Genomic DNA, 25,285 nt, shown 5'->3' with positions numbered 1-25,285 from the left:
TCACCCCAGGAGGCACACGTGCTCTACCAGCTGATGAGACGGGTCCTGAGCCCGCTGGCTCGGCTGATCTTCCGCCCGCGAGTCGAGGGACTGCGGCACGTCCCCGCCGACGGCGCCGTCATCCTCGCGAGCAACCACCTGTCCTTTGTGGACAGTCTGGTGATCCCGCTGATCGTGCCGAGGAAGGTCGCCTTCCTCGCCAAGGCGGAGTACTTCCACGGCACGGGCGTCAAGGGCGCGATCTCCCGCTGGTTCTTCACGATGATCGGGCAGATCCCGGTCGAGCGGGGCAAGGGCCGCGCCGCCAAGGACGCGCTGGACGTGGCGATCAAGGTGCTCGCCGACGGCGGCGCGTTCGGCATCTACCCCGAGGGCACCCGCTCCGAGGACGGCAGGCTCTACCGCGGCAAGACCGGCGTCGGCCGCATCGCGCTGGCCAGCGGCGCGCCGGTGGTCCCGGTCGCGCTGATCGGCACCGAGCGCATCCAGCCGATCGGCAAGCGCCTGCCCCGGTTGCACCGCGTCACCGTGCGCTTCGGCGAGCCGCTGGAGTTCTCCCGCTACGAGGGCATGGCGCACTCCACGGTCATCCACCGCACCGTCACCGACGAGATCATGTACGCCATCCTGGAACTCTCCGGCCAGGAGTACGTGGACACCTACCACCAGCGCAAGGCCGCCTAGGTCGCGTTTCACAGGTCTCGTTCGATGAGAGGCGGGATCGGCCCGGCTGTCGCGAACACCGACTTGGGAAACACGGCCCAGCGCCGAAAATCGCCGACGTCACCGGCGCAGGGTCGCCAGCGCTTCGGCCAGCCTGCGCACGCCCTCGTCGAGCACCTCGGGGGAGGCCGCGCCGAAGGTCAGCCGCAGGTGCGCCGCCGGTGACTCGGCGGCGTACCACGGGCGGCCGGGGAAGACCACGACCGCCCGCGCGGCGGCAGCGGCGGTGAGGCCGGAGTCGTCGACGCCCTCGGGCAGCCGGGCCCACAGGTGCAGCCCGCCCTCCGGGACCAGCGCGGGCACCAGCTCCGGCAGCCGCCGCCGCAGCGAGTCCAGCAACGCGTCCCGGCGCTCGCGCAGGGCCGTGTGCAGCATCCGCCGGTGCCGCCGCCAGGCGGGCGAAGTCACGAAGTCCAGCGCCGCTTCCTGGAGTGGCCCGGCGACGAAGAAGTCGTCCAGGACGCGCGCCGTGCGCAACCGCGCCCCGGCCACCCCGCGCGCCCCGATCGCGGCGACCCGCAGGCCGGGTGCGGCGGACTTGGTCAGCGACCGCAGGTAGACGACGTGGCCGTCCACGTCGTCCGCGGCCAGCGGCCTCGGTGGCTCCGGGGCGATCGTCAGGTCCCGCGCCCAGTCGTCTTCGAGCAGGAACGCGCCCGCCTCGCGCACCGCGTCCAGCACCAGCGGCCTGCGCTCCGCCGAGAGCACCGCGCCGTGCGGGTTGGCGTAGAGCGGCTGGCAGTAGAACAGCCGCGCCCCGGTCCGGCGCAGCGCCGCGGTGAGCAGGTCCGGCCGCACCCCGTCGGAGTCGGTGGGCACCGGCACGACGCGCAGCCCCGCGTGCCGCGCCGCGGCGATCGCGCCCAGGTAGGTCGGCGACTCCACCAGGATCGTGTCGCCGGGTTTGGCGAGCGCGCGGAAGGCCGTGGTCAGCGCGGGCTGGCCGCCAGGACAGACGACCATGTCACCGGCGCGCAACGCGCCACCGGCCTCGGCGGCGAACCACGCCCGCAGCTCGTCGCGGCCCTCCACCGGCCCCCGCTCCCACGACGCGGGCTTGCGGGCGGACCTGGCCAGTGCGGCGCCGAGCGGGCCGACCGGCTGCAACGCCGCGTCCAGGTACCCGCTGGAGAGCGGGATCGCCTCCGTGCGCGGGACCGACAGCAGCTCCGGCAGCGCCTCCTCCCCGCGCGGCTGGTCGCCGAGCGCGACGGCCTGCCAGGACAGGTCCGGCGCGCTCGGCGGAGCGGGCGGACGCGCGACGAAGCTGCCCCGGCCCGGGACCGAGTCGACGAGCCCCTCCGCCACCAGCGCCCGGATCGCCCGCTGCACGGTGACCGGGGAGACGTGGTGCCTGGCCATCAGCTCGCGCACCGAGGGCAGCCGGTCGCCGGGGCGGCCCGCTGTGATCCCGATCCGCAGCTCGCCGATAACGCCTGCGGTCGCGTTATCCTCATTCATGAGAGCAGAGAGTAACGTTATCGAGCGAAGCCGGATAACACCCGGGCTGCTGCTCGGCTCGCTGGGCGTGCTGGCGTTCAGCTTCTCGTTGCCCGCGACGCGCGTCGCGGTCGCCGGTCTCGACCCGTGGTTCGTCGCCTTCGGCCGCGCCGTGTTCGCGGGCGCGCTCGCCCTGGCCTACCTCGGGTTCACCGGCGCGCCCCGGCCCAGCCGCGGTCAGCTCCGCCGCCTCGTCGTGGTCGCGCTCGGCGTCGTCGTCGGCTTCCCGCTGTTCACCTCGCTCGCGCTGGCCACCCAGACCGCCTCGCACGGGGCCGTCGTGATCGCGCTGCTGCCCGCGGCGACCGCCGTGTTCGCCGTGCTGCGCGCGGGGGAGCGGCCCTCGGCGCTGTTCTGGCTCGCCAGCGGCGGCGGCATGGTCGCGGTGGTCGCCTTCGTCGCGGTCTCCGGCGGGGTCGGCGGCGGCTTCGAGGCGGCCGACCTGCTGTTGCTCGCCTCGGTGCTGGTGTGCGGCATGGGCTACGCCGAGGGCGGCGCGCTCTCCCGGCAGCTCGGCGGGGCGCGCACGATCTGCTGGGCGCTGGTGGTGGCGCTGCCGGTGACGGTGCCGATCACCGGGGCCTCGTTGGCCGTCGGCGAGTTCACGGGGGTGAACGGCCCGTCGGTGCTGGCCTTCGGATACCTCGGCCTCGTGTCGATGTTCCTGGGGTTCTTCGCCTGGTACGCCGGTCTGGCCAGGGGCGGGGTCGCGAGGATCGGTCAGGTCCAGCTCGCGCAACCGGTTCTCACGCTGCTGTGGTCGGCGGTTCTTCTCGGCGAAACCGCAGGGCCCGCCGCCGTCGGGGTGGCCGTGATCGTTTTGATATGCGTCGCCCTCACCCAACGCGCCCGTTGACCGTGCTAGGGTTGGCCCTAGTTGCAGTTGTGTTACCCATGGATTTAGGGCGCCTGCGAGAGCTTTATGCGCAGGCGTTTTGTTTTGCCGGGGTGTGATATGTCCGGGGTTCTAGGGTGAACGAGCCGCGACTCAGGGTCCGCGAAGTGGGTCCTGATGGTCTGTTCTACACGGAGTGAAAATGGCTACTGGTGTTGTCAAGTGGTTCAACGCGGAAAAGGGCTTCGGCTTCCTGACCCCGGACGGTGGCGGCGCTGACGTCTTCGCCCACTACTCGGCGATCGAGGGCTCCGGCTACAAGTCTCTCGAAGAGGGCCAGAAGGTCGAGTTCGAGATCGGCCAGGGCCAGAAGGGTCCGCAGGCCAACAACATCCGTGCGCTCTGATCCACGGACGGTCTGATTCGGCGGAGGGCCCGCACCACTTCGGTGGTGCGGGCCCTTTGTCGTCCTCGCCCGCGGGCGGTTCCCCGGCCTCGCCGATTTCCCGGACAGGCCGCCGCGCCGCGCGTTAAGATCGCGTCAGGTGCGCCGGGAAGTCTGGTCGGCAACAGATTTCAGCGACCGCGGAAAGGCTCTCGTGCAGCGACACTCCCTCAGCTCCCCTCCCGGCGGTGTCCGGTGATCGGCCTGCTCGGCCGGGTGACCGGCCGCATCGGTCCCGGTCTCGTCGGTGAGGTGATGGTCCCGATCCGGGGCGGGGTCGAGGCGTTCTACGCCTATCCCGCCGACCCGGACGAGGTCATCGAACAGGGAGTGCAGGTCCTCATCGTCGACTACCACCCGCCGCGCAGCGTCTACGTGCAGCGGTGGCAGTCGCTCGGCCCCTCGTGAGCGGACAGAGCCTGGCGGCACGAGCGAAGGGATCCGGCACGAAGTGACGAACACACTGTGGGTCATCGGTGGCGCCGTGGCGGCGGTGCTGGTGTTGTTGTTGCTGCTGCGCATGGTCTGGAAGGTCGCGGAGCCCGACGAGGCGTTGATCATCTCGGGGCTCGGGGCCAGGAGCAAGGTCTCCGACACCGCGGACAGCATGGGATTCAAGATCGTCACTGGCAAGGGCGTCATGGTGATGCCCGGCTTCCAGACGGCGCGACGGCTCTCGCTGGACACCCGTTCGGCGAACCTGGAGGTCTCCTGCGTCACCAAGCAGGGTCTGCCGGTGACCGTGCGCGCCGTGGTGATCTACAAGGTCGGCGACGACTTCGTCTCCATCGCCAACGCCGCGCGTCGCTTCCTCGCCCAGCAGGGCAACATGAACGACACCATCCACGAGCTGTTCTCCGGTCACCTGCGTTCCATCGTCGGCGGGCTGACCATCGAGGAGATGATCCACAACCGGGACGCGCTGACCGGTGAGGTCCGCCAGTCCTCCGCGGTGGAGATGAGCAAGCTCGGCCTGGTGGTGGACTCCTTGCAGATCCAGGAGATCGAGGACGAGTCCGGCTACATCCTCAACCTCGGCAAGCCGCACGCGGCCGCGGTGGCGGCCGCGGCCCGCATCGCCGAGGCGCAGCGCGACCAGGAGGCCACGGAGGCCGAGCAGATCGCCCAGGCCAACAAGGCGGCGGCGCTGCGCGACAGCCAGATCAAGCAGGCGTCCTACCAGGCGGAGATCGACCAGGCCAACGCCAGGACCAAGCAGTCCGGCCCGCTCGCCGAGGCGACCGCGCGCCAGGAGGTCGTCAAGCAGGAGACCAGGGCGGCGCAGCTGGAGGCCGACCTCGCCGAGCAGCGCCTGCAGTCCCAGGTCCGCAAGCCCGCCGACGCCAAGGCCTACGACACCAGGATCTCCGCCGAGGCCGACCGCGACGCGCGGGTCGCGCGAGCGGAGGCGGACGCGCGCGAGACCGAGCTGCGCGCCGCGGCGGACGCGACCAGGGTGAAGACCGCGGCGGTCGCCGAGGCCGAGGCCACCAAGGCGCGGGGCGAGGCGACCGCCGCCGCGACCAGGGCGACCGGTGAGGCCGATGCGGACAGCGCCCGAGCCCGTGGACTGGCCGAGGCGGAGGCCGCCAAGGCCAAGGGCCTCGCCGAGGCGGACGCGATCAAGGCCCGCGCGACGGCGCTCGCGGAGAACCAGGAGGCGGTGGTGGCCCAGCAGCTCGCCGAGCGCTGGCCCGAGATCGTCTCCGCCGGCGCGGGAGCCTTCGCCAACGTGGACAACATGGTGGTGCTCAACGGCGCCGAGGGCATGTCCGAGCTGTTCACCAAGGCACTGTCGATGGGCGGCACCGGCCTGGGGCTCGCCCGCACCCTCATGCGGGCCATGAGCGCCGAGCAGCCTGCGGCGAAGTCCGGCGGCGCGACCCCCATCCCGGTTGAACTGTCCACAAAGGACTAGCTCGGTACTGCGGGGAGGGACCCACCGCGCCGTTCGTTACGCTCGGGGTGACTAGCGGCCCGGTGGGTTCACCGAGGCGCGGCCGGGGGGAGTGCGGACAGCCGGTATGGCGGAGTGGTTCACGCGGACGTTCGTGGAGACCGGCAGGCTGCCCCTGCTGTGCTTCCTCGCCGGCATGGTCTCCGGCTTCGCCTTCATCCGGATGTCGGTGCGGCTGATCAGGGCGAAGGTCCGCTGGTGGCCTGGCAACTTCACACCCGGCGGGCTGCACATCCACCACGTGGTCTTCGGCGTGGTGTTCATGATGATCGGCGGCGTCGCCGCGCTGGCCGTGCCCGACGTCCACGAGGGCTGGCGGGCGACGGCGGCCGTGGTGTTCGGCATCGGCTCCGCGCTCGTGCTCGACGAGTTCGCGTTGATCCTGCACCTGCGCGACGTGTACTGGACCGAGGAGGGCCGGATCTCCGTCGACGCCGTGTTCGTGGCGATCGCGTTGACCGGGATGCTGCTGCTCGGCCTGCGTCCGCTCGGGCTGGACGAGGCGGCCACCTGGGTCGCGCAGGACGAGCCGGGAGCCATCGCGCTGACCGTGCTGGTGATCCTGCTCGACCTCGTGCTCGCCACGGTGACCCTGTTCAAGGGCAAGGTGTGGTCCGGGCTGCTCGGCCTGTTCGTGCCGGTGCTGCTGGTGGTCGGGTCCCTGCGGCTGGCCCGGCCCGCCTCGCCGTGGGCGCGGTGGCGCTACCGGCCGGACACCCCCATCGGGCGGCGCAAGCTCGCGCGGGCGCGGTGGCGGGAGCGCCGGCTCCGGGTGCCGGTGATCAGGGTGAAGATCTGGTTCCAGGAGCTGGTGTCCGGGCGGCACGACGAGCCGTCCCGGTGAGCCTGCCCGCCCCGTCGCTCTGGTGGTCCACAGTGGCCGGAAACGCCGGGAGATTGACTCGGACGGATGAGCCGCACGGGGCCGGGCGGTCCTAGAGTTCAGTCCATGCAGGGGGAGCGGTTCGCCGCCCGCGCCAGGGTGGTGGCCACCGCGATCACGTTCGGGTGCGTTGCCGTGACCGTCACGGCCTGGGCGATGTACGCCTCGGCCCCCGGCGGGCAGGACAAGTCCGCGTGGTTCTGGGTGCTGATGGCCGAGCAGTCCGCGGAGGGGCTGGGCTTCTCGGTGATGGGCACCCTGGTCGTCTCGCGCCGGCCGCGCCAGCCGCTGGCCTGGCTGTTCATCGCCGCGGGGATCTCCCCGTCGCTGTACCCGCTGCTGAGCTCGACCCTGCTCCACGAGCTGCCGCCGTGGGCGCGGGTGGCGATCTTCGTGGTGTGGCTCGGGGTGAACTTCCTCGGCGTCGCGGTGTTCCCGGCGCTGGCGCTGTTCTCCCCGGACGGCACGCTGCCGAGCAGGCGCTGGCGGCCGATGGTGGTGGCACTGCCCGCGATCGCGCTGTTCGACCTGGTCGCCGTGCTGACGGCGGTGCCGTTGACCGGGACCCTGATCCCCGCCGCCGTGCAGGAGCCAGGGGTCGGCGGTCCCGGTGTGGGCATGGTCCGGGTCGCCGTCGCCGCGCACCAGGTGCTGTGGGCGTTGTGCCTGTGCTCCCTCTACGCCCGGATGCGGCACGCGGAGGGCTTCGCGCGCAGGCAGATCGGCATCGTCCTGGTGATCTTCGTGCTGATCTACCTGGCGTTCTCGCTGGAGATCTGGTTCGCGAAGCGGTCCTTCGTCTGGTCCGGACTCACCCTGCCCGACGAGGTGTTCCTGGTGGGCCGGGTGCTGGTGGCCGTCGTCGGCCTGCCCGCGCTCGGCTTCGTGCTCACCCGCACGCGGCTCTACCAGCTGGACCGCGCCGCGCGGGCCACGGTCGTCGTGGTGACCGTCGTGGGTGGGCTGATCCTGTCCTACGCGGTGGTCACCGCGTTGCTGTCAGGTGTGCTGCCGGGCGCCGCGACGCCGGGAGCGCTGGTCGTCGCCGTGGTGACCGGGCTGGCCGGGTTCGGGCTGCGCGATGTCGTCCGGGTGGTGCGGCGGCGGGTGGACCGGGCGTTCTACGGGGAGCGTGCCGAGCCGTACCGGGTGCTGCGGGCATTGCCGCGCAGGCTGAACGAAGGCTTGCCGTCGGGGGAGGTTCCGCTCGCGGTGTGCCAGACGGTGGTGAGCGTGCTGCGTCTGCCCGCCGCCGCTATCGAGGTCGCGGGCAAGCGGTTGGCGAGCGTGGGTGCTTCCGACGGAGAGCCGACGGCGCTGGACCTCCGGCACAACGGGGAGCGGACGGGCGTGTTGCTGGTGTGGCCTCGCTCAGGCCAGAAAGCGTTGGACGACTTGGACATCGCCGCCCTCGAACCCGTCGCCGAGCAGACCGCGGCGGTCATCGCCACGTTGCTGATCGAGCAGAAGCTGGAGCGTGGAGTGGAGGAGGAGCGGCTGCGGCTGCGGCGGGACCTGCATGACGGGCTCGGCCCGGCGTTGGCCGGGGTGACGCTTCAGCTCGGCGCGGTCCGGACGATGTTGCCGCCGCGTTCGGAGGTGGCGGCGCTGCTGGAGACCACAGTTGTCCACATGAAACAGATCGTGGACGATTTCCGCCGTGTGACAAGGAACCAGCGGCCTTTGTTGTTGGAGGAACACGGTCTGCGCGAGGCACTGTGCGAGCTGTGCCGCCGGTTGTCCACCGAGCGGACTCCGGTGACAGCGGAGATCGCGGAGGAGGTGCCGGATCACTGTGCTGACACGGTGTTCCACGTGGCGGCGGAGTCGTTGGCGAACGCGGTCCGGCACGCCGGGGCCAGCGCGGTCGCGCTGCGCGTCGCGATGACGGAGCAGTGGGTCACGGTCGAGGTGCGCGACGACGGGGTGGGCATAGTGGGGCCGCTTGGAGTCGGTGTCGGGCTGGCATCCATCCGTGAGCGCGCCAGGATGGCCGGTGGCCACTGCGAGATCGACACGGGCGCGGGTGGCACCACGGTCCACGTCCGAGTCCCCCTGGCCGCCCGGTGAGTTCGGCGGAGCGGCCGTTCGGCCGGCCGATAGTGCTCGCCGTGGCGCTCGGGTTCGGCTGCCTTATCGCGACCGCGGCCGCGTGGGTGCTCTACGCCACCGCACCGGCCGGTCCGGTCCGGCCGCTCTGGTACTGGCTGCTGGTCGGTGAGAAGTCCGTGGAGGGACTGGGTTTCGCGGCGATCGGCGTGCTCCTCGTCGCGCATGTCCCACGCATGCCGCTGGCCTGGTTGTTCATCGCGCTCGGCGTCTCCGACGTGCTCTACCCGTTGTTCGGTGCGGCGTTGCGCCATCCGCTCCCGTTCACGGTGGGGACGTTGGTCTTCCTGGCTTGGTTGACGGTCAACGTCGCCGGTGTGGTGCTGTTCCCGCTGCTGGCGTTGTTCACCCCGGACGGTTCGTTGCCGGGTCCACGCTGGCGCTGGACCTTCCCGGCCCTCGCGCTCATCGCGCTCGCCCAGCTGACCGCCCTGCTGCTCACGGTGCCGACGCCGGGCGGCGCGGTGAGCGTTCCCGGTTCCCCGGGATTGGGGATCGCTCTGCTGCGCGGCTCGATCGTGGCCTTCCAGGTGGTGTGGGCGCTGTGCCTGGCGGCCACCTACGCAGACTGGCGACGACGGCCGAAAGGCCTGCGGCGCAGTCAGATCGCGGTGGTCCTGACGATCTTCGGGCTGGGCTACGTCTCGTTCTTGCTGGAGATGTGGTTCACCAGGCAGTCCTTCGCCAGGGCCGTGGTCACCGTGCCGGACGACCTCCTGACGGTGCTGCGGCTGCTGATCGCCGTCGTCGGCCTGCCCGCCCTCGGCTACGCGCTCACCCGCACCCGCCTGCACCAGATCGACAGAGCGGCGCGGGTCACGTTGATCGTGGTGACGGTGGTCGGCGGGCTGGTCCTGTCCTACGTCGTGGTGACCGCGCTGTTGTCGGGAGTGCTGCCCGGCGCGGCGTCCCTGGGGGCGCTGGTCGTCGCCGCTGCGACCGGGCTGGCCGGGTTCGGGCTGCGCGATGCGGTTCGGGTGGTGCGGCGGCGGGTGGACCGGGCGTTCTACGGGGAGCGTGCCGAGCCGTACCGGGTGTTGCGGGCGTTGCCCCGGCGGCTCAACGAGGGGCTGCCGCCCGGCGAGACTCCTCTAGTGGTGTGTCAGACGGTGGTCAGCCTGCTGCGTCTGCCCGCCGCCGCGATCGACGTGGACGGCAGGAGGCTGGCGAGCGTCGGTGTCCCCTCCGGGCGGCCGACCGCGCTCGGCCTCGTGCACCAGGGGGAGCGGTTGGGTGCGTTGCTCGTCTGGCCGCGCGCGGGTCAGGAAGCGTTGGACGACTTGGACATCTCGGTGCTCGAACCGGTCGCCGAGCAGACCGCGGCGGTCATCGCCACGTTGCTGATCGGGGAGAGGCTGGAGCGTGGAGTGGAGGAGGAGCGGCTTCGGCTGCGGCGGGACCTGCATGACGGGCTCGGCCCGGCGTTGGCCGGGGTGACGCTTCAGCTCGGCGCGGTCCGGACAATGCTGCCGCCACGGTCGGAGGGCGCCGTGCTGCTGGCGGCGGTGACAGTCCACATGAGACAGATCCTGGACGATTTCCGCCGTGTGACGAGGAACCAGCGACCACTGTTGCTCGACGAACACGGACCGCGCGGAGCGTTGCTTGAGCTGTGCCGCCGGTTGTCCACCGAGCGGACTCCGGTGACAGCGGAGATCGCGGAGGACGTGCCGGATCACTGTGCTGACACGGTGTTCCACGTGGCGGCGGAGTCGTTGGCGAACGCGGTCCGGCACGCCGGGGCCAGCGCGGTCGCGCTGCGCGTCACCGTGGCAGAGCGGTCGCTGACCGTCGAGGTCCGCGACAACGGAACCGGGATCGCGCAGCCGGTCCGCTTCGGTGTCGGACTGGAGTCGATGCGCGAGCGAACCGAGGCGGCGGGCGGTGCCTGGGCGCTGGACACCGGATCGGCGGGAACCGTGGTCCGCGCCCGCTTCCCGCTGGACCGAGGTCCCGTTTCGGTGACGCCCGCTCCGGGTGCGCGGCGGTGACCGCCGGTCAGACCAGGGAGCGGACGCCGGTGGGGAGGGTGCCGGTGGCTGTGGTGAGGTGGTCGAGCAGGGTCGAGCGGAAGGCCCGGCCCGCGTTGGTCGGGGTGATGTCGGTGCGCTGCGCCAGCGCGATGGTGCGGCTCATCCCCGGCGGCGCCAACGGGGTTCCCCGCAGCGCCGGGCGCGCGGCGAGGACCATGCTCGGCACGATCGCCAGGCCCAGACCCGCCTCCACGAAGCGCAGCACCGCGTCCATCTCGCCGCCCTCCACCGCGAAGGTGGGCTCGAAGCCCGCGCGGTGGCACGCCTCCAGGGTGACCTGGCGCAGGTCGTAGCCCTGGCGGAACATCACCAGCGGGCGGTCGCGGAGGTCGGTGAGCCGCAGGTGCCTGCGCGTGGTCGGTGGCGGCGCTGCCGCGGGGGAGGCCACCACCAGGTCTTCGCGCAGGATGGGCGTGCTCGTCAGCTGCTCCGGCGTGTGCGGCTCCGAGGCGATCACCAGCGCCAGGTCCAGCTCGCCCCGGTTCAGCGCGCCGACCAGGTCCTGCGAGCCGCCCTCCTCCACCAGCAGCCGGATTCCCGGGTAGCTGTCGTGGAAGCGCCGCAGCACGTCGGCGAACAGGCTGGCGCACAGGCTCGGCGGGGCACCGACCCGGACACGGCCGCGGCGCAGGCCCGCCAGCTCCTGGACCTCAAGGCTCGCGGTGTCCACATCGGACAGGATGCGCTCGGCGATCGGCAGCAGCGCCTCGCCCGCCGCGGTGAGCGCGATGTTGCCGCGCACGCGGGTGAACAGCTCCGCGCCGAGCTCGTCCTCCAGGGCGCGCACCTGCTTGCTCAGTGAGGGTTGCGCCACACCGGCCTCCTCGGCGGCCCTGGTGAAATGGCGGGTCCGGGCCACCGCGAGGAAGTACCTGAGCTGCTGCAACGTCATTTCAATAGCCTAGCGCTATCGAGATGAGTCTGACGATGTATTGGACTTATCGAAACCGGCGCTCCTAGCGTCGGCTTGTGCCCGTCGCGTCCCGAACCACCCCACCACGAACGACGGTCGGCAGGCTGTGGAGCTCCACCGTCGGCAAGAAGGCCGTCATGGCCGTCACCGGCGTCGGCCTGCTGCTGTTCGTCGTCGCCCACATGGTCGGCAACCTCAAGGTCTTCGTCGGCCCCGAGTCGATGGACGGCTACGCCCGCTGGCTGCGCTCCATCGGCTCCGCGCTCCTCGGCAACGAGGGCGTGCTGTGGGCGTTGCGCATCGGACTGGTCGTGATGATCGCGCTGCACATGACCGCCGCCGTGCAGCTCGCTCGCCGCGCGAGCGCCGCCCGGCCGGAGGCGTACCGCAGCCGCAAGCCGGTGCAGGGCAGCTACGCCGCGCGCACCATGCGCTGGGGCGGCGTGATCATCGTGCTGTTCGTCGTCTACCACCTCCTCGACCTGACGGTCGGGGTGCTCAACCCGCACGGGGTGCACGGCGAGGTCTACCGCAACGTCACGGCCGACTTCCAGCTCTGGTACGTGACCCTGGCCTACACCGTGGCGGTTCTGGCGCTCGGCCTGCACATCCGGCACGGAGTCTGGAGCGCGTTGCAGAGCCTCGGCGTCTCCAACGCCCGCCGCGAGCGCTCGTTGCGGGCGATCGCGCTCGGTGTCGCCGTGGTGATCTGCGTCGGCTATCTGTCCGTTCCGTTCGCTGTCCAGTTCGGGTTGGTGAGGTGAGATGTTCTACACCGAGGGTGAGCCGATCGTCGACGAGAAGGCCCCGGACGGCCCGATCGAGACCCGGTGGGACCGCAGGAGGTTCGGCGCGAAGCTGGTCAACCCGGCCAACAAGCGCAAGCTGACGGTGATCGTGGTCGGCACCGGTCTCGCGGGTGGCTCGGCCGCCGCGACGCTCGGCGAGCTCGGCTACAACGTCAAGTCCTTCTGCTACCAGGACAGTCCGCGCCGAGCGCACAGCATCGCGGCGCAAGGCGGCATCAACGCGGCCAAGAACTACCGCAACGACGGCGACAGCATCTATCGGTTGTTCTACGACACGGTGAAGGGCGGTGACTTCCGCGCCCGGGAGTCCAATGTGTACAGACTCGCGCAGATCAGCGTGGAGATCATCGACCAGTGCGTCGCGCAGGGCGTGCCCTTCGCCCGCGAGTACGGCGGCCTGCTGGACACGCGTTCCTTCGGCGGCGCACAGGTCTCGCGCACCTTCTACGCCCGTGGCCAGACCGGGCAGCAGCTGCTGCTCGGCGCGTACCAGGCCCTGTCCCGGCAGATCGCGGCCGGTCGGGTGGAGATGCACCCGCGCACCGAGATGCTCGACCTCGTCGTCGTCGACGGCCGCGCGCGGGGCATCGTGGTGCGCGACCTGGTGACCGGCGAGGTCTCCACGCACTTCGCCGACGCGGTGGTGCTGGCGACCGGTGGGTACGGCAACGCGTTCTACCTCTCCACGAATGCCAAGGGCTGCAACACGACCGCCATCTGGCGAGCGCATCGGCGCGGAGCGCTGATGGCGAACCCGTGCTACACGCAGATCCACCCGACGTGCATCCCGGTCAGCGGTGAGCACCAGTCCAAGCTCACCCTGATGAGCGAGTCGTTGCGCAACGACGGCCGGGTGTGGGTGCCGAAGCAGGGCGGCGACTCCCGTGCCGCCAACGACATTCCCGAGGACGAGCGGGACTACTACCTGGAGCGGATCTACCCGAGCTTCGGCAACCTTGTCCCGCGTGACATCGCCTCGCGGGCCGCCAAGCACGTCTGCGACGAGGGGCGCGGCGTCGGTCCCGGCGGGCTCGGCGTGTACCTGGACTTCGCCGACGCGATCAAGCGGCTGGGGCGGTCGGCCGTCGAAGCCAAGTACGGCAACCTCTTCGAGATGTACCAGCGCATCACCGGCGAGGACCCGTACCAGGTGCCGATGCGCATCTACCCCGCCGTGCACTACACGATGGGCGGGCTGTGGGTCGACTACGACCTGCGCAGCACGATCCCCGGCCTGTTCGTGATCGGCGAGGCCAACTTCTCCGACCACGGCGCGAACCGCCTCGGCGCGAGCGCGCTGATGCAGGGCCTCGCCGACGGGTACTTCGTGCTGCCCAACACGATCGGCGACTACCTCGCCGCAGGCCCCTTCGAGCCGGTCACCGACGAGCACCCCGACGTCGAGGCCGCGGTCTCGCAGGTGGTGGACCGGATCACCGCGCTGCTGCTGGTCAACGGCGACCGCACGGTGGACTCCTTCCACCGCGAGCTCGGCCACATCATGTGGGAGCACTGCGGGATGGAGCGCACCGAGGAGGGGCTGCGCAAGGCGCTGGAGCTGATCCCCGCGCTGCGCGAGGAGTTCTGGCGGCGGGTGAAGGTCCCCGGAACCGGGGAGGGGCTGAACCAGTCGCTGGAGAAGGCGGGCCGTGTCGCGGACTTCTTCGAGCTCGCCGAGCTGATGTGCGTGGACGCGTTGCACCGCACCGAGTCCTGCGGCGGGCACTTCCGCGCGGAGAGCCAGACCCCCGACGGCGAGGCCAGGCGCGACGACGAGAACTTCGACTACGTCGCCGCGTGGGAGTTCGCCGGGCAGGGGCAACCGCCCGTGCTGCACCGCGAACAGCTGACCTTCGACCACGTCGAGCCGACGCAACGGAGCTACAAGTGAGACTGACACTGCGGATCTGGCGACAGTCCACATCGGAGGACTCCGGTCGCCTCGTCGACTACCGCCTCGACGACGTCTCCGAGGACATGTCGTTCCTGGAGATGCTGGACGTGCTCAACGAGGAGCTGGTCCTCGCAGGGGACGAGCCCGTCGCCTTCGACCACGACTGCCGCGAGGGCATCTGCGGCATGTGCGGCATGATGATCAACGGCGTCGCGCACGGCCCCGAGCGGGCAACCACCGCCTGCCAGCTGCACATGCGGCACTTCTCCGACGGCGCGACGATCACCATCGAACCGTGGCGCGCCAAGCCCTTCCCGGTGGTCAAGGACCTCGTCGTCGACCGCTCGGCCTTCGACCGGATCATCGAGGCGGGCGGCTACATCAGCGCCCCGACCGGCAGCGCCCCGGACGCGCACGCCGTGCCGGTGCCCAAACCCGACGCGGACACCGCATTCGAGTCCGCCGCGTGCATCGGCTGCGGCGCCTGCGTCGCGGCCTGCCCCAACGGCTCCGGCATGCTGTTCACCGCCGCGAAGATCACCCACCTGAGCGTGCTGCCGCAGGGACAGCCGGAACGGGACTCGCGGGTGCTCGACATGGTCGAGGCGCACGACGAGCTGGGCTTCGGCGGCTGCACCAACACCGGCGAGTGCACCGCGGTGTGCCCGAAGGGGATTCCGCTGGAGTCCATCGGGCGGCTCAACCGGGACCTGCTGCGGGCTTCGTTGCGTTCGCAGCGTTAGATGGAGCCATGAGCGGCATCCGCGAAGTGGAGATCTCCGACGAGTCCATCCGGCTCGGCCAGTTCCTGAAGCTGGCCGGGCTCGCCGAGGACGGCGTGCACGCGCGGACGCTGATCGAGGAGGGCGAGGTCACCGTGAACGGCCGCGAGGAGACCAGGCGCGGCAAGCAGCTCGCCCCCGGCGACGTCATCGCGGTGCTCGGCGAGAAGGCCCGCCTCGTCTCACGGTCGGCGTAGACCTTCTCCGCTGAACCACCCCGCCGCGGTGCCCGCGGGCTGGCGTGGTCGGGTTTTCGCGTTTTGTCACCTTATTGCGCGAAAGAGCGCTCCCAATTCGCATTAAGCGTACAAAACGCGAACTAAGGGGCCCGGGTGGGCGGGTTCGCGGGCGGGTTCGTAGTGCGAACGAGGAGCGCAACGAGGGGCGCGCGGCCTGGCGGGCTGTGGGTGTGAGGGTCGGAGTGCGGCTTGGCCGTGTTCTGTGAGTGCTGGGAGAACGGGGACTAGCAGAAGCGCGCGCCGAGCTCTTCGAAGATCGCGGTGTTGAGCTCGAAGGCCAGTCTGGACTCCTCGGCGATGCGGCGCTGCTCGGCCGCGTCCCACGGGGCGTCGTCCAGCAGCTGCCGGTAGCGCGCCTTGAACACCGGCGTCTTCGGGATGCCGGGGAAGACGTAGAAGGACAGCCCGGTCTCCTCGGTCAGGCCGAGGTGGCGGTTGAGCAGCGCGCGCAGGATCTGCCCGCCGGACAGGTCGCCCAGGTAGCGCGTGTAGTGGTGCGCGACGAACCCGCCCGCCCACTCGAAGCAGACCTCGTGGATGCGCGCGCAGTAGCGCAGCGTCGCCTCGCCCGGCGTGATCCGGTCCCGCCAGTCCGGTCCCGCCAGCGCGGTGAGGTCCTTGGCCAGCGCGGGCAGGCGGGTGAGCTCGTCGTGGACGAAGACCCCGGCGACCGGGTCGGCGCGCATGACCTCGGCGGCCCGCTCCAGGGCCTCGTAGAAGAAGTAGTGCTGGGCGATCATGGCCGTGTAGCCCTCGACCGGCAGCTTCCCGTCCGCCAGCGCGCCGATGATCGAGGTCCGCTCCGCCCTGCGGTGCGCATCGCTGGTCACGTCCTTGATCAGCTCGGCGAAACCGGGGCGGGCGTCGGTACTCGTCATCGCGGCCTCCGAGTCGAACACGGGTTGTTCTGACAGTATGTCACATCATTCTGACGACATGTCAGGAAGCGGCGCGCTTGTTAGGCAAACCTAACCCGCTGGGCGAGCGGGTGGCAATGCTCCGATCGGAGTGGCTCAGCGCTTGCGCGGGAGCTTGCGGGCGGACCCGTCCGCCGCCAGCCGCGCACCCACCGCGCGCAGCACGAACAGGGTCGTCAGCTCGGCGTCCCCGGCGCCGCCGGACAGGCACGCGTTGATGAGCGGGATCAGCCCGTCCACGTCCCCCTCCGGCAGGTAGCCCTGGTCGATCCCACTGCGCAGGACGCCACGCAGCTCCTGCTCCAGATCGCGCACGTGCTCGACGACCTGGCCGTAGGCCGACTGCGGCAGCAGCGAGCGCAGCGCGGGGCCGGGCGGGATGTGGTGCGCGGCGACCTCGCGCAGCTGGAAGCGCACGTAGGTGGCGAGCCGCTCCACCGGGTTGTCCACTTCGGACAGCGCGGCGCGCAGCTCGACCACGTAGCGCTCGGTCTCGGCCGCCGCGTAGGCGACGAGCAGCGACTCCTTGTCCGGGAAGTGGTTGTACATCGCGGTGCGCCCGACCCCGGCCGACGAGGCGATGTCGGCGAGGGTGATCCGGTCGAAACCGCGCTCGTACATCAGCCCGGCGAACGCGTCGAAGATCCGCTGCCGGGTCTGTTCCCGGTGCGCGGCGAGGGACCCCCCGATGATCTTCGGCACGCCGCCAGGATACCGCCCTGGCCAGCGGTGCCCCGCACCTCTCGGGAAGGAGCGCCTGGCGGCGTCGAACCGCCGGGGCCAGGCCGTGCCCGGCGCCCGCCACTCGCGCCCCACCGTTCGCGTTTTGTCACCTCAATGCGAAATGAGAGCGCTCTTTCGCGCATCAAGGTGACAAAACGCGAGAACCCCGCGAGAACCCCGGGGAACGCCGGGGCGCCGGGCGCTAGAAGCGGCAGAGCGAGCAGATCTCCTCGGCGTGCGCCGGGTAGGCGACGCCGAGCTCGTCGGCGCGGCCGAACTCCACGGCGTCGTCGGAGTACGGCGGCGACATGAACGTGCCGAGCAGGCTCCACTCACCGGTGGTGCGGCTGCCCTGCCAGACCCCGGGCGGCACCACGACCTGCGGCCGCTGCCCCTTGGCGAGGTCGGGGCCGAGCACCGGGCGCTCCACCCGTCCGTCGGGGTGCAGCAGCACCATCTGCGCCGGGGCGCCCGCGTGGTAGCTGAAGATCTCCAGGTGCTTGAGCCGGTGCATCCCGGAGAAGTCCTCGGCGGTCATCAGGTAGTAGATGCCCGAACAGTCCTCGCTGAGCCAGGTCTGTCCCCAGAACCCGCCCTCGACCGGGAGCGGCTGGAGCCCGAGCGCGTCGACGATCTCTTGGTACGTCACGTTTCCCCTACCAGGTCGGGTGCGTTGACACTCCGCCGTCCACCGCGAGGTTCTGCCCCGTGATCCACTCCGCGAGCGGCGAGGCGAGGAACACGCACGCGTTGCCCACGTCCTCGGGAGTGCCGAGCCGGTGCAGCGGGGCGGCGGCGTGCCACCGCGCCACCCCCTCCGGCCAGTGCTCGTCGATGCCGGGGCGGCCGATGAAGCCGGGGGAGACGGTGTTGAAGCGGATGCCGTCGCGACCGTACTCCAATGCGGAGGCCCTGGTGTGCATGTTCATCGCGGCCTTGGCGCTGGCGTAGGCGGCGTGGCCCGCTGCGGGCTGGTCGCCCTCGATGGAGGAGATCGCGATGACCGATCCGGGCCGGCCCTCGTCGAGCAGGCGGCGCACCACGGCCTGGGTCAGCGTGAAGACGGCGTGCAGGTTGGCGTCGAAGATCTCGCGCCACTCGCTCGTGGAGAGCTCCCGGAGCGGGCAGACGGACTGCACGGCGGCGTTGTTGACCAGGACGTCGACGGTGCCCACCCGCTCCACCATGGCCTCGACCTGCGCGGGATCGGTGAGGTCGGCCCGCACGGTGCTGCCGCCGATCTCCTCGGCCAGCGCGGTCGCGGCCTCGGCGCTGTGCCGGTAGTGCGCGACGACCTCGGCTCCGGCGGCGGCGAACCGCCTGGCGATGCCCGCGCCGATGTTGCCGCCCGCGCCGGTCACGAGCACCCGCTGACCCTTGAGGTTGATCATGCCGTCGATTATCGCCGCCGCACTGCTCCGGCCGCGCCCGGTTGTCCATGAACCGACCGACAGCGGCGGCCGGGCCCCTGGTGCGTCCGGAGGCGAAGCGAGACGGACGAGCCGGGCGAACTGGCTAGGCCGTGTCCTGCACGTAGCGGCACCACCCTGCCGACCGCCCGCCCCCTTCACCCCAAGCCCACGACGCGTGCCCCACGTTTCGCGTTTTGTAGCCTTAACGCGATTTTGGAGCGCTCTTTCGCGCATTAAGGCTACAAAACGCGAGAACACCGACCACGCCAGCCAGCGCCACGCGCACGCACCGGGACACGGGGGCGGTGCGCCGCTCCGCCAGGTCCGCGCTGGGCTGCGACGGCCGCCTGGACAAGGTCACGAGCGAGCGCGCCGGTCTCGACAGCGAGCACGAGAACGTCGAGTCCGCCGAGTCCGTCCTACAACGGCAGGCACCACCACAACCCACGCTGACCGGGTTCGCGTCGTGGCAACCCCGTGAGCCACAACGCGAACCCGGACCACTACAGCGGAGTGACGTAGGCGCCGGCGATACCGCCGTCGACCAGGAACTGCGACGCGGTGATGAACGACGAGTCGTCGCTGGCCAGGAACGCCACCGCGCCCGCGATCTCGGTGGCTTCGGCGAAGCGACCCATCGGCACGTGCACCAGCCGCCGCGCCGCGCGCTCCGGGTCCTTCGCGAACAGCTCCCGCAACAGCGGCGTGTTCACCGGGCCGGGGCACAGGGCGTTGACGCGGATGCCCTCGCGGGCGAACTGCACGCCCAGCTCGCGGCTCATCGCGAGCACGCCACCCTTGGAGGCCGTGTAGGAGATCTGCGAGGTCGCCGCGCCCATCACCGCCACGAACGACGCGGTGTTGATGATCGAACCCTTGCCCGCCTGCCGCATGTACGGCAGCACGTACTTGCAGCACAGGTAGACCGAGGTCAGGTTGATCTGCTGCACCCGCTGCCACGCCTCGATGCCCGTGGTGAGGATCGAGTCGTCCTCCGGCGGCGAGATCCCCGCGTTGTTGAAGGCGATGTCGATCCGGCCGTGCTGGGCGTGCACCGCCGCGTAAAGCTCGCGGACCTGGTCCTCGTCGGCCACGTCGGCGCGGTGGAAGTCGCCGCCGACCTCCTCGGCGGCCGCCTTGCCCGCGGTCTCGTCGAGGTCGACGACCACGACCTTCGCGCCCTCCTCGGCGAAGCGCCTCGCCGTGGCGAGGCCGATGCCGCTGGCCCCGCCGGTGATCACGGCGACCCTGTCCTGGAGACGTTGCATGACCCTCATTCCTCCGTTGCCACGAACACGTTCTTGACCTCGGTGAACCCGTCCAGCGCGTCCGGGCCGAGCTCGCGGCCGAGCCCGGACTGCTTGAAGCCGCCGAAGGGGGTCCAGAACCGCACCGAGGAGTGCGAGTTCACCGAGAGGTTGCCCGCGTCGACCGCGCGGGAGACCCGCAGCGCCCGCCCCACGTCGCGGGTCCAGATCGAGCCGGACAGGCCGTACTCGGTGTCGTTGGCCATCCGGACCGCGTCCGCCTCGTCCTCGAAGGGCAGCACCGACACGACCGGCCCGAAGACTTCCTCCCGCCAGGCCCTGTCCCGCTCGTCGGCGGGCAGCAGGACCGTTGGCGGGTACCAGAAACCCGATCCTGAGGGGCAGGAGCCACGGAACGCGACGCGATCTGGGTCCACATAGGACTCCACGCGCTCCCGTTGCGCGGCCGAGATCAGCGGCCCCATCTCACTGTCCTCAGTGGACGGATCTTGGACGCGGACGCCCTGGACGGCGGGTTCCAGCAGTTCGAGGAACCGATCGTAGACACTGCGCTGCACCAGGATGCGCGAGCGCGCGCAGCAGTCCTGGCCCGCGTTGTCGAAGACGCCGTACGGCGCGGTCGCCGCCGCCTTCTCCAGGTCGGAGTCGGCGAAGACGATGTTGGCGCTCTTGCCGCCCAGCTCCAGGGTCACCCGCTTCACCTGGTCCGCGCAGCCCGCCATGATCTGCTTGCCGACCGTCGTCGAGCCGGTGAAGACCACCTTGCGCACGGCCGGATGGGTGACGAACCGCTGTCCCACAACCGATCCACGGCCAGGCAGCACCTGGAAGACGTCCTCGGGAACCCCCGCCGACCGCGCCAGCTCGGCCAGCCGCAGTGCCGTCAGCGGGGTCAGCTCGGCGGGCTTGAGCACCACCGTGTTGCCCGCGGCCAGTGCTGGCGCGAAGCCCCACGACGCGATCGGCATCGGGAAGTTCCACGGCACGATGATCCCGACGACGCCCAGCGGCTCGCGGAAGGTCACGTCCAGTCCGCCGGAGACCGGGATCTGCCTGCCGAACAGGCGTTCCGGCGCTCCGGAGAAGTAGCGCAGCACATCGCGGACGTTGCCCGCCTCCCAGCGCGCGTTGCCCAGCGTGTGCCCGGAGTTGGTGACCTCCAGCCGCGCCAGGTTCTCCAGGTCGGCCTCCACCGCGTCGGCGAAGCGCGCCAGCAGCCGGGCGCGGTCGCCGGGGGCAACCGCGCGCCAGGACTCCCCGGCCTTCACCGCGCGGTCGATCGCCGCGTCCGTCGCCGTCTCGTCGAGCAGCTCGACCTCGGTGACCACCTCTTCGGTGGCCGGGTTGACGACCTCGTGCACTGTCACGCCATCCTCCTCGCGCCGTACCGCCGCGCCGCGTCGGCGAAAGCGGCGAACAACCTCACGTCGTCCAACGTCTCCTCGGGGTGCCACTGCACACCCACCACGAACTCGCGCCCCGGCAGCACGACCGCCTCGACGGTGCCGTCCTCGGCCCAGCCGCTCGCGAGCAGCCCGTCGCCGATCCGGTCCAGCGACTGGTGGTGGTAGCAGCACACCTTGACCTGGCCGCCGAGCACGCTTCCCGGCAGCCGCTGGTCGTCCAGCCGCACGGCCATCGGCCCGAAGTCGCCGGGGGAGGGCCGGTGCGCGTCGTGCCCGACCACCTCCGGCAGGTGCTGGTGCAGGGTCCCGCCGCACGCCACGTTGAGCAGCTGCGCTCCCCGGCACACCGCGAGCACCGGAAGGTCCGCGACGAGCGCGGCGTTGAGCAGCTCGTGCTCCCAGCAGTCCCGCTCCGGCCGGATACCCACGGTCTTCGGATGTGGTTGTGCGCCATAGCTCTGCGGCGTCAGGTCCGCTCCACCGGCGAGCAGCAGCCCGTCCAGCCTGCGCACCACCGCGGTCGCGTCGGCGTCCACCGGCGGCAGCAGCACAGGGATCGCGCCGGTCCTCGTCACCGCGCTGATGTAGTTCTCCGGCAGCAGCGCGGCGCGGCGGCGCCAGTCGCCCCAGCTGGTCTCCTCCAGATAGGTGCTGATCCCGATCAGCGGCTCAGAGGCGTTCGAAACCACGTACCCGCTCCCAGTCCGTGACGGCCGCGTCGAAGGCCGCCTGTTCCACCCGCGCGGCGTTGACGTAGTGCTCGACGACCTCGTCGCCGAAGGCCGAGCGAGCGATCTCGCTGGCGCCGAACAGCTCCGCGGCCTCGCGCAGGGTCGTCGGCACCCGCTCGGCGTCGCTGGCGTAGGCGTTGCCGGTGAGCGCCTCGGGCAGGGGCAGCTCGTTGTCGATGCCGTGGAGCCCGGCCGCGATCAGCCCGGCCACCGCCAGGTAGGGGTTGACGTCGCCGCCCGGCACGCGGTTCTCCACCCGCAGTCCCGCGCCCTTGCCGACCAGGCGCAGCGCGCAGGTCCGGTTGTCGCGGCCCCACGCGACGGCGGTCGGCGCGAAGCTCCCGGGCACGAAGCGCTTGTAGGAGTTGATGTTCGGCGCGAACAGCAGGGTCAGCTCGCGCAGCGCGGCCAGCTGGCCCGCGAGGAAGTGCTCTGCCATTGCGGACATCCCGTGTGGACGGTCCCCGGCGAAGACCAGCTCGCCGTCGGTTCCGCGCAGGCTGATGTGGATGTGGCAGGAGTTGCCCTCGCGCTGGTCGTACTTGGCCATGAACGTCAGGCTCATGCCCTGCTGCGCCGCGATCTCCTTGGCGCCGTTCTTGTACAGGCCGTGGTTGTCGCAGGTGGTCAGCGCGTCGGCGTAGCGGAAGACGATCTCGTGCTGTCCGAGGTTGCACTCGCCCTTCGCCGACTCGACCCGCATGCCCGCGCCGGACATGCCGGTGCGGATGGCGCGCAGCAGCGGCTCCACCCGCGCGGTGCCCAGCAGCGAGTAGTCCACGTTGTACTGGTTGGCCGGGACGAGTTCGTCGTAGCCCTTGTCCCAGGCCTGCTCGTAACTGTCGCGGAAGACAATGAACTCCAGCTCGGTGCCGACCATCGCGGTCAGCCCGCGCGCGGCCAGCCGGTCCAGCTGCGCGCGCAGGACCTGCCTCGGCGACGCGGCGACCGGGCTGCCGTCCTCCCAGCGCACGTCGGCGAGCACCAGGGCCGTTCCCGGCTGCCACGGCGTGCGGCGCAGCGTGCTCAGATCCGGGTCGAGGGTGAAGTCGCCGTACCCGGTCTCCCACGAGGACATCGCATAGCCGTCCACAGTGGACATCTCGACGTCGACGGCGAGCAGGTAGTTGCACGCCTCGGCGTGGTGCGGCAGCACGTCGTCGAGGAAGTGCCGCGCGTCCAGGCGCTTGCCCTGGAGCCTGCCCTGCATGTCGGTCATCGCCAGCACGACGGTGTCGATCTCGCCGCGGTCGACCAGCTCCCGCAGCTGGTCGACGGACAGCGGGGCCGGACTGTTCGACACGGGCGCCTCCAATGGTCTAGCACTGGACCTTTGCAGCGTGCTGTGGGGTCCGGTGGATGTCAAGACGGACTGGGCGTTTCAGGACAGGAAGCCCCGCAGGAGCGCGGCGGTTCCCTCCAGGTGTTCGGCCATCGCCGTGCCCGCCTGGTCGGCGTTGCCGGACAGGATCGCCTGCACGATGGCCCGGTGCTGGCTGTGCGAGTGCTCGATGTTGTGCCGCAGCAGGGGGATCGCGTCCAGCAGCTCGTTGACCCGCATCCGGTTGTCGGCCAGCGCCGACGCCAGCGACGGTGACCCGGTGATCTCGGCGATCGCCAGGTGCAGCCGCGAGTCGAGCTGCCGGTAGGTGTCCTCGCCGGAGGACTCCACCTCGGCCTGGATGGTCACCAGGTGCTCGCGGTCCCGTGCGGTCAGCGTCCGCGCGGCCGCGGCGCGCGCCGCCCCGACCTCCAGCACCCACCGGTAGGTCAGCACGTCCTCCATGCCGCTCGACATGCCCGCGACCACCTTCGCCAGCGCGTCCGGGTCGTGCGGCGCCGAGCTGGACCGGTAGGCCACGAACGTGCCGCCGAAGCGTCCCCGTCGCGACTCCACGTACCCGGCCTGCTGCAGCGCCCTGATCGCCTCGCGCAGCGTCATCCTGCTGACCCCCAGGCGCGCGGACAGCTCGCGCTCCGGCGGCAGCCGCTCGCCGGTCGGCACGACGCCCAGCTTGATGGCCTGGAGGATGCGCTCGACGGCCTCCTCGAAGGCGTTGCCGCTGCGGACCGGCCGGAACACCGCCAGGTCGGCGAAGCTGCTCGGGTGCTCGGACATGCCCTGACCCTAGGCGGGATCGCCGAGCTCGGCCTCGGCACGGCGGATCGCCTCGAACTCCTCCTCCGGCGCCTGCGCGACGAGCCGGTGGCGGCTGTAGAACCAGAAGTACGCCAGCGCCGCGACGAGGATCCCCGCGGTGATCCCGGCCGCGGCGATGTCCACGAGGAAGGTCGCCACCACGGCGGCGCACGCGAGCACGAGCGCGATGCTCGTCGTGACGATCCCGCCGGGCGTCCGGTACGGCCGGGGCAGGTTCGGCTCGCGCACCCGCAGCACGATGTGCGAGACCATCAGCAGCACGTAGGACACCGCGGCCCCGAACACCGCGATGTTGATGAGCTTCGCGCCGTTCTGGGTGATCGCAGCCAGCGCGAAGCCGATCGTCGCCGGGATCAGCAGCGCGAGGTACGGCGTCTTGCGGCGCCCGGTCAGCGACAGCGAGCGGGGCAGATAACCCGCGCGGGACAGGGCGAACAGCTGCCGCGAGTACCCGTAGATGATGGAGAAGAAGCTCGCGACGAGTCCGGCAAGGCCGATGTAGTTGACCACATCGGCGATGACCGGGTTGCCGCCGTACGCGGTGCGCAACGCGTGCACCAGCGGGTTGTCCGAGGTCATCAGCGCCTTGCTGCCAGCGCCACCGGGCGCGACGACGAGGATGAACGCGGCGAACACCAGCAGCACCAGCATCGCTGCCACGATCCCGCGCGGCATGTCCTTGCTGGGGTCGCGCGCCTCCTCCGCGGCGAGCGGAACTCCTTCCACGGCGAGGAAGAACCAGATCCCGTACACGAAAGCGGCCAGCACCCCGGCGACGCCGAACGGCAGGAAAGGACTGGCGCCCAAGGCATCCGTCGGCGCGATGTCGAACAGCTTGGACCACTCCACCGTGGGCAGCATGCCGACGACGAAGACGCCGAGCCCGACGACGGCGACCGCGGTGATCACGAACATCAGCCGCAGCGCCTCGCCGACGCCGTACAGGTGCACGCCAACGAAGACCACGTAGCAGGCGAGGTAGACCGGCCACGAGTTCGTCAGCCCGAACAGGCCGAGCGACTCGACGTAGCCGCCGATGAACACGACGATGGCGGCGGGCGCGATCGTGTACTCGATGAGGATCGCGGTCCCGGTGGCGAAGCCGCCCAGTGGCCCGAGCGCCCGCCGCGCGAAGCCGTACCCCGCGCCCGCGACCGGCATCGCCGATGCCATCTCCGCCAGGCCGAAGACCATGCAGGTGTACATCAGCGCCATGCACGCGGTGGCCAGCAGCAGCCCGCCCCACCCGCCCTGCGCCAGCCCGGAGTTCCACCCCGAGTAGTCGCCGGAGATCACGTAGGACACGCCGAGCCCGGCCAGCAGCACCCACCCGGCGCGGCCGGTGCGGAGCTGCCGCTTCGCCAAGTACCCCTGGCCGACGTCGTCGTAGTGCGTGTCTCTGCCCACCGGCTTCCTCCCACCGCGTCGACCTGCCGCCCAGGCCGTCAAATAGTCAAGAGTTAGACCATTGCCATCGCGTGTGAGCGAGGTTACAAACCCCTGACACCCTGTCAAGGTCCACTCGCGGCGCGGCACCCCGACCGT

At 70.9% G+C, this 25,285-nt stretch carries 24 protein-coding genes; 12 read left to right on the top strand and 12 right to left on the bottom strand.

What is annotated here, in order from left to right:
• Positions 1 to 18 precede the first annotated feature (18 nt).
• Positions 19 to 684 carry a lysophospholipid acyltransferase family protein gene (locus ACFFQA_RS07605; protein ID WP_377851153.1) on the top strand — a complete coding sequence of 222 codons (666 nt, stop codon included), beginning with the start codon at positions 19 to 21 and terminating at the stop codon, positions 682 to 684.
• A 99-nt stretch (positions 685 to 783) separates the two neighbouring features.
• Here ACFFQA_RS07605 and ACFFQA_RS07600 read toward each other — a convergent pair whose 3' ends face one another.
• Positions 784 to 2,184, bottom strand: coding sequence for an aminotransferase-like domain-containing protein (locus ACFFQA_RS07600; RefSeq protein WP_377850958.1), 1,401 nt, complete (start codon positions 2,182 to 2,184; stop codon positions 784 to 786).
• On the opposite strand from ACFFQA_RS07600, the gene ACFFQA_RS07595 reads away from it, so the two are divergent.
• The 7 genes from ACFFQA_RS07595 to ACFFQA_RS07565 all read left to right on the top strand — a co-directional run bounded on the left by ACFFQA_RS07595 (position 2,183) and on the right by ACFFQA_RS07565 (position 10,443).
• Positions 2,183 to 3,079 (top strand): DMT family transporter, encoded by an 897-nt coding sequence (locus tag ACFFQA_RS07595; protein ID WP_377850957.1) that lies wholly within the window; start codon positions 2,183 to 2,185, stop codon positions 3,077 to 3,079. The genes ACFFQA_RS07600 and ACFFQA_RS07595 overlap by 2 nt on opposite strands.
• A gap of 181 nt (positions 3,080 to 3,260) precedes the next feature.
• Positions 3,261 to 3,464 (top strand): cold-shock protein, encoded by a 204-nt coding sequence (locus tag ACFFQA_RS07590; RefSeq protein WP_377850956.1) that lies wholly within the window; start codon positions 3,261 to 3,263, stop codon positions 3,462 to 3,464.
• Between the two features lie 234 nt (positions 3,465 to 3,698).
• Positions 3,699 to 3,911 carry an NfeD C-terminal domain-containing protein gene (locus ACFFQA_RS07585; RefSeq protein ID WP_377850955.1) on the top strand — a complete coding sequence of 71 codons (213 nt, stop codon included), beginning with the start codon at positions 3,699 to 3,701 and terminating at the stop codon, positions 3,909 to 3,911.
• Between the two features lie 43 nt (positions 3,912 to 3,954).
• Positions 3,955 to 5,421, top strand: coding sequence for an SPFH domain-containing protein (locus ACFFQA_RS07580; RefSeq protein ID WP_377850954.1), 1,467 nt, complete (start codon positions 3,955 to 3,957; stop codon positions 5,419 to 5,421).
• 106 nt (positions 5,422 to 5,527) lie between these two features.
• Positions 5,528 to 6,304: a hypothetical protein gene (locus ACFFQA_RS07575; protein WP_377850953.1), complete on the top strand. Its 777-nt coding sequence runs from the start codon at positions 5,528 to 5,530 to the stop codon at positions 6,302 to 6,304.
• A gap of 105 nt (positions 6,305 to 6,409) precedes the next feature.
• Positions 6,410 to 8,413: a sensor histidine kinase gene (locus ACFFQA_RS07570; RefSeq protein ID WP_377850952.1), complete on the top strand. Its 2,004-nt coding sequence runs from the start codon at positions 6,410 to 6,412 to the stop codon at positions 8,411 to 8,413.
• Positions 8,410 to 10,443 carry a sensor histidine kinase gene (locus ACFFQA_RS07565; RefSeq protein WP_377850951.1) on the top strand — a complete coding sequence of 678 codons (2,034 nt, stop codon included), beginning with the start codon at positions 8,410 to 8,412 and terminating at the stop codon, positions 10,441 to 10,443. The genes ACFFQA_RS07570 and ACFFQA_RS07565 overlap by 4 nt, the downstream gene beginning before the upstream one ends.
• A 7-nt stretch (positions 10,444 to 10,450) precedes the next feature.
• On the opposite strand, the gene ACFFQA_RS07560 is transcribed toward ACFFQA_RS07565, so the two are convergent.
• Positions 10,451 to 11,377: a LysR family transcriptional regulator gene (locus ACFFQA_RS07560; protein ID WP_377850950.1), complete on the bottom strand. Its 927-nt coding sequence runs from the start codon at positions 11,375 to 11,377 to the stop codon at positions 10,451 to 10,453.
• A 77-nt stretch (positions 11,378 to 11,454) separates the two neighbouring features.
• Between ACFFQA_RS07560 and ACFFQA_RS07555 the strand changes: the two genes are divergently transcribed.
• The 4 genes from ACFFQA_RS07555 to ACFFQA_RS07540 are packed head-to-tail and all read left to right on the top strand — an operon-like array spanning position 11,455 to position 15,080.
• Positions 11,455 to 12,162 (top strand): succinate dehydrogenase cytochrome b subunit, encoded by a 708-nt coding sequence (locus ACFFQA_RS07555; RefSeq protein ID WP_377850949.1) that lies wholly within the window; start codon positions 11,455 to 11,457, stop codon positions 12,160 to 12,162.
• A gap of 1 nt (position 12,163) precedes the next feature.
• Positions 12,164 to 14,098 carry a fumarate reductase/succinate dehydrogenase flavoprotein subunit gene (locus ACFFQA_RS07550; RefSeq protein ID WP_377850948.1) on the top strand — a complete coding sequence of 645 codons (1,935 nt, stop codon included), beginning with the start codon at positions 12,164 to 12,166 and terminating at the stop codon, positions 14,096 to 14,098.
• Entirely contained in the window at positions 14,095 to 14,844 is a 750-nt protein-coding gene (locus ACFFQA_RS07545) for a succinate dehydrogenase/fumarate reductase iron-sulfur subunit (RefSeq protein ID WP_377850946.1), read from the top strand. The genes ACFFQA_RS07550 and ACFFQA_RS07545 overlap by 4 nt, the downstream gene beginning before the upstream one ends.
• A gap of 8 nt (positions 14,845 to 14,852) precedes the next feature.
• On the top strand, positions 14,853 to 15,080 hold the full coding sequence (locus tag ACFFQA_RS07540; RefSeq protein ID WP_377850945.1) for an RNA-binding S4 domain-containing protein: 228 nt from the start codon (positions 14,853 to 14,855) through the stop codon (positions 15,078 to 15,080).
• Between the two features lie 266 nt (positions 15,081 to 15,346).
• Here ACFFQA_RS07540 and ACFFQA_RS07535 read toward each other — a convergent pair whose 3' ends face one another.
• From ACFFQA_RS07535 to eat, 10 genes are all read right to left on the bottom strand, one after another.
• Complete coding sequence (locus tag ACFFQA_RS07535) at positions 15,347 to 16,000, bottom strand: biliverdin-producing heme oxygenase (RefSeq protein WP_377850943.1); 654 nt, start codon at positions 15,998 to 16,000, stop codon at positions 15,347 to 15,349.
• Positions 16,001 to 16,135: 135 nt separating this feature from the next.
• Positions 16,136 to 16,741, bottom strand: a complete 606-nt coding sequence (locus ACFFQA_RS07530; RefSeq protein ID WP_377850942.1) for a TetR/AcrR family transcriptional regulator — start codon at positions 16,739 to 16,741, stop codon at positions 16,136 to 16,138.
• 223 nt (positions 16,742 to 16,964) lie between these two features.
• Positions 16,965 to 17,411 carry a cupin domain-containing protein gene (locus ACFFQA_RS07525; RefSeq protein ID WP_377850941.1) on the bottom strand — a complete coding sequence of 149 codons (447 nt, stop codon included), beginning with the start codon at positions 17,409 to 17,411 and terminating at the stop codon, positions 16,965 to 16,967.
• A 7-nt stretch (positions 17,412 to 17,418) separates the two neighbouring features.
• A complete protein-coding gene (locus tag ACFFQA_RS07520; protein WP_377850940.1) occupies positions 17,419 to 18,153 on the bottom strand; it encodes an SDR family NAD(P)-dependent oxidoreductase in 735 nt (244 codons plus the stop codon).
• A 524-nt stretch (positions 18,154 to 18,677) separates the two neighbouring features.
• The gene (locus tag ACFFQA_RS07515; protein WP_377850939.1) at positions 18,678 to 19,442 is read right to left on the bottom strand and encodes a 3-oxoacyl-ACP reductase; all 765 of its coding nucleotides are present in this window, start codon (positions 19,440 to 19,442) and stop codon (positions 18,678 to 18,680) included.
• 5 nt (positions 19,443 to 19,447) lie between these two features.
• Complete coding sequence (locus tag ACFFQA_RS07510; protein WP_377850938.1) at positions 19,448 to 20,809, bottom strand: aldehyde dehydrogenase family protein; 1,362 nt, start codon at positions 20,807 to 20,809, stop codon at positions 19,448 to 19,450.
• On the bottom strand, positions 20,806 to 21,537 hold the full coding sequence (locus ACFFQA_RS07505; protein WP_377850937.1) for a gamma-glutamyl-gamma-aminobutyrate hydrolase family protein: 732 nt from the start codon (positions 21,535 to 21,537) through the stop codon (positions 20,806 to 20,808). Before ACFFQA_RS07505 ends, ACFFQA_RS07510 begins: the two co-directional genes overlap by 4 nt.
• Positions 21,518 to 22,882: a glutamine synthetase family protein gene (locus tag ACFFQA_RS07500; RefSeq protein WP_377850936.1), complete on the bottom strand. Its 1,365-nt coding sequence runs from the start codon at positions 22,880 to 22,882 to the stop codon at positions 21,518 to 21,520. The genes ACFFQA_RS07505 and ACFFQA_RS07500 overlap by 20 nt, the downstream gene beginning before the upstream one ends.
• 78 nt (positions 22,883 to 22,960) lie before the next feature.
• The gene (locus ACFFQA_RS07495) at positions 22,961 to 23,698 is read right to left on the bottom strand and encodes a FadR/GntR family transcriptional regulator (RefSeq protein ID WP_377850935.1); all 738 of its coding nucleotides are present in this window, start codon (positions 23,696 to 23,698) and stop codon (positions 22,961 to 22,963) included.
• Between the two features lie 9 nt (positions 23,699 to 23,707).
• Positions 23,708 to 25,147: an ethanolamine permease gene (gene eat / locus ACFFQA_RS07490; protein WP_377850934.1), complete on the bottom strand. Its 1,440-nt coding sequence runs from the start codon at positions 25,145 to 25,147 to the stop codon at positions 23,708 to 23,710.
• Between the last annotated feature and the right edge of the window lie 138 nt (positions 25,148 to 25,285).

The sequence above is a fragment of the Allokutzneria oryzae genome, from assembly GCF_042429765.1.
Lineage (GTDB): Bacteria > Actinomycetota > Actinomycetes > Mycobacteriales > Pseudonocardiaceae > Allokutzneria > Allokutzneria oryzae.
This window is presented reverse-complemented; position numbering and strand designations above follow the sequence as displayed.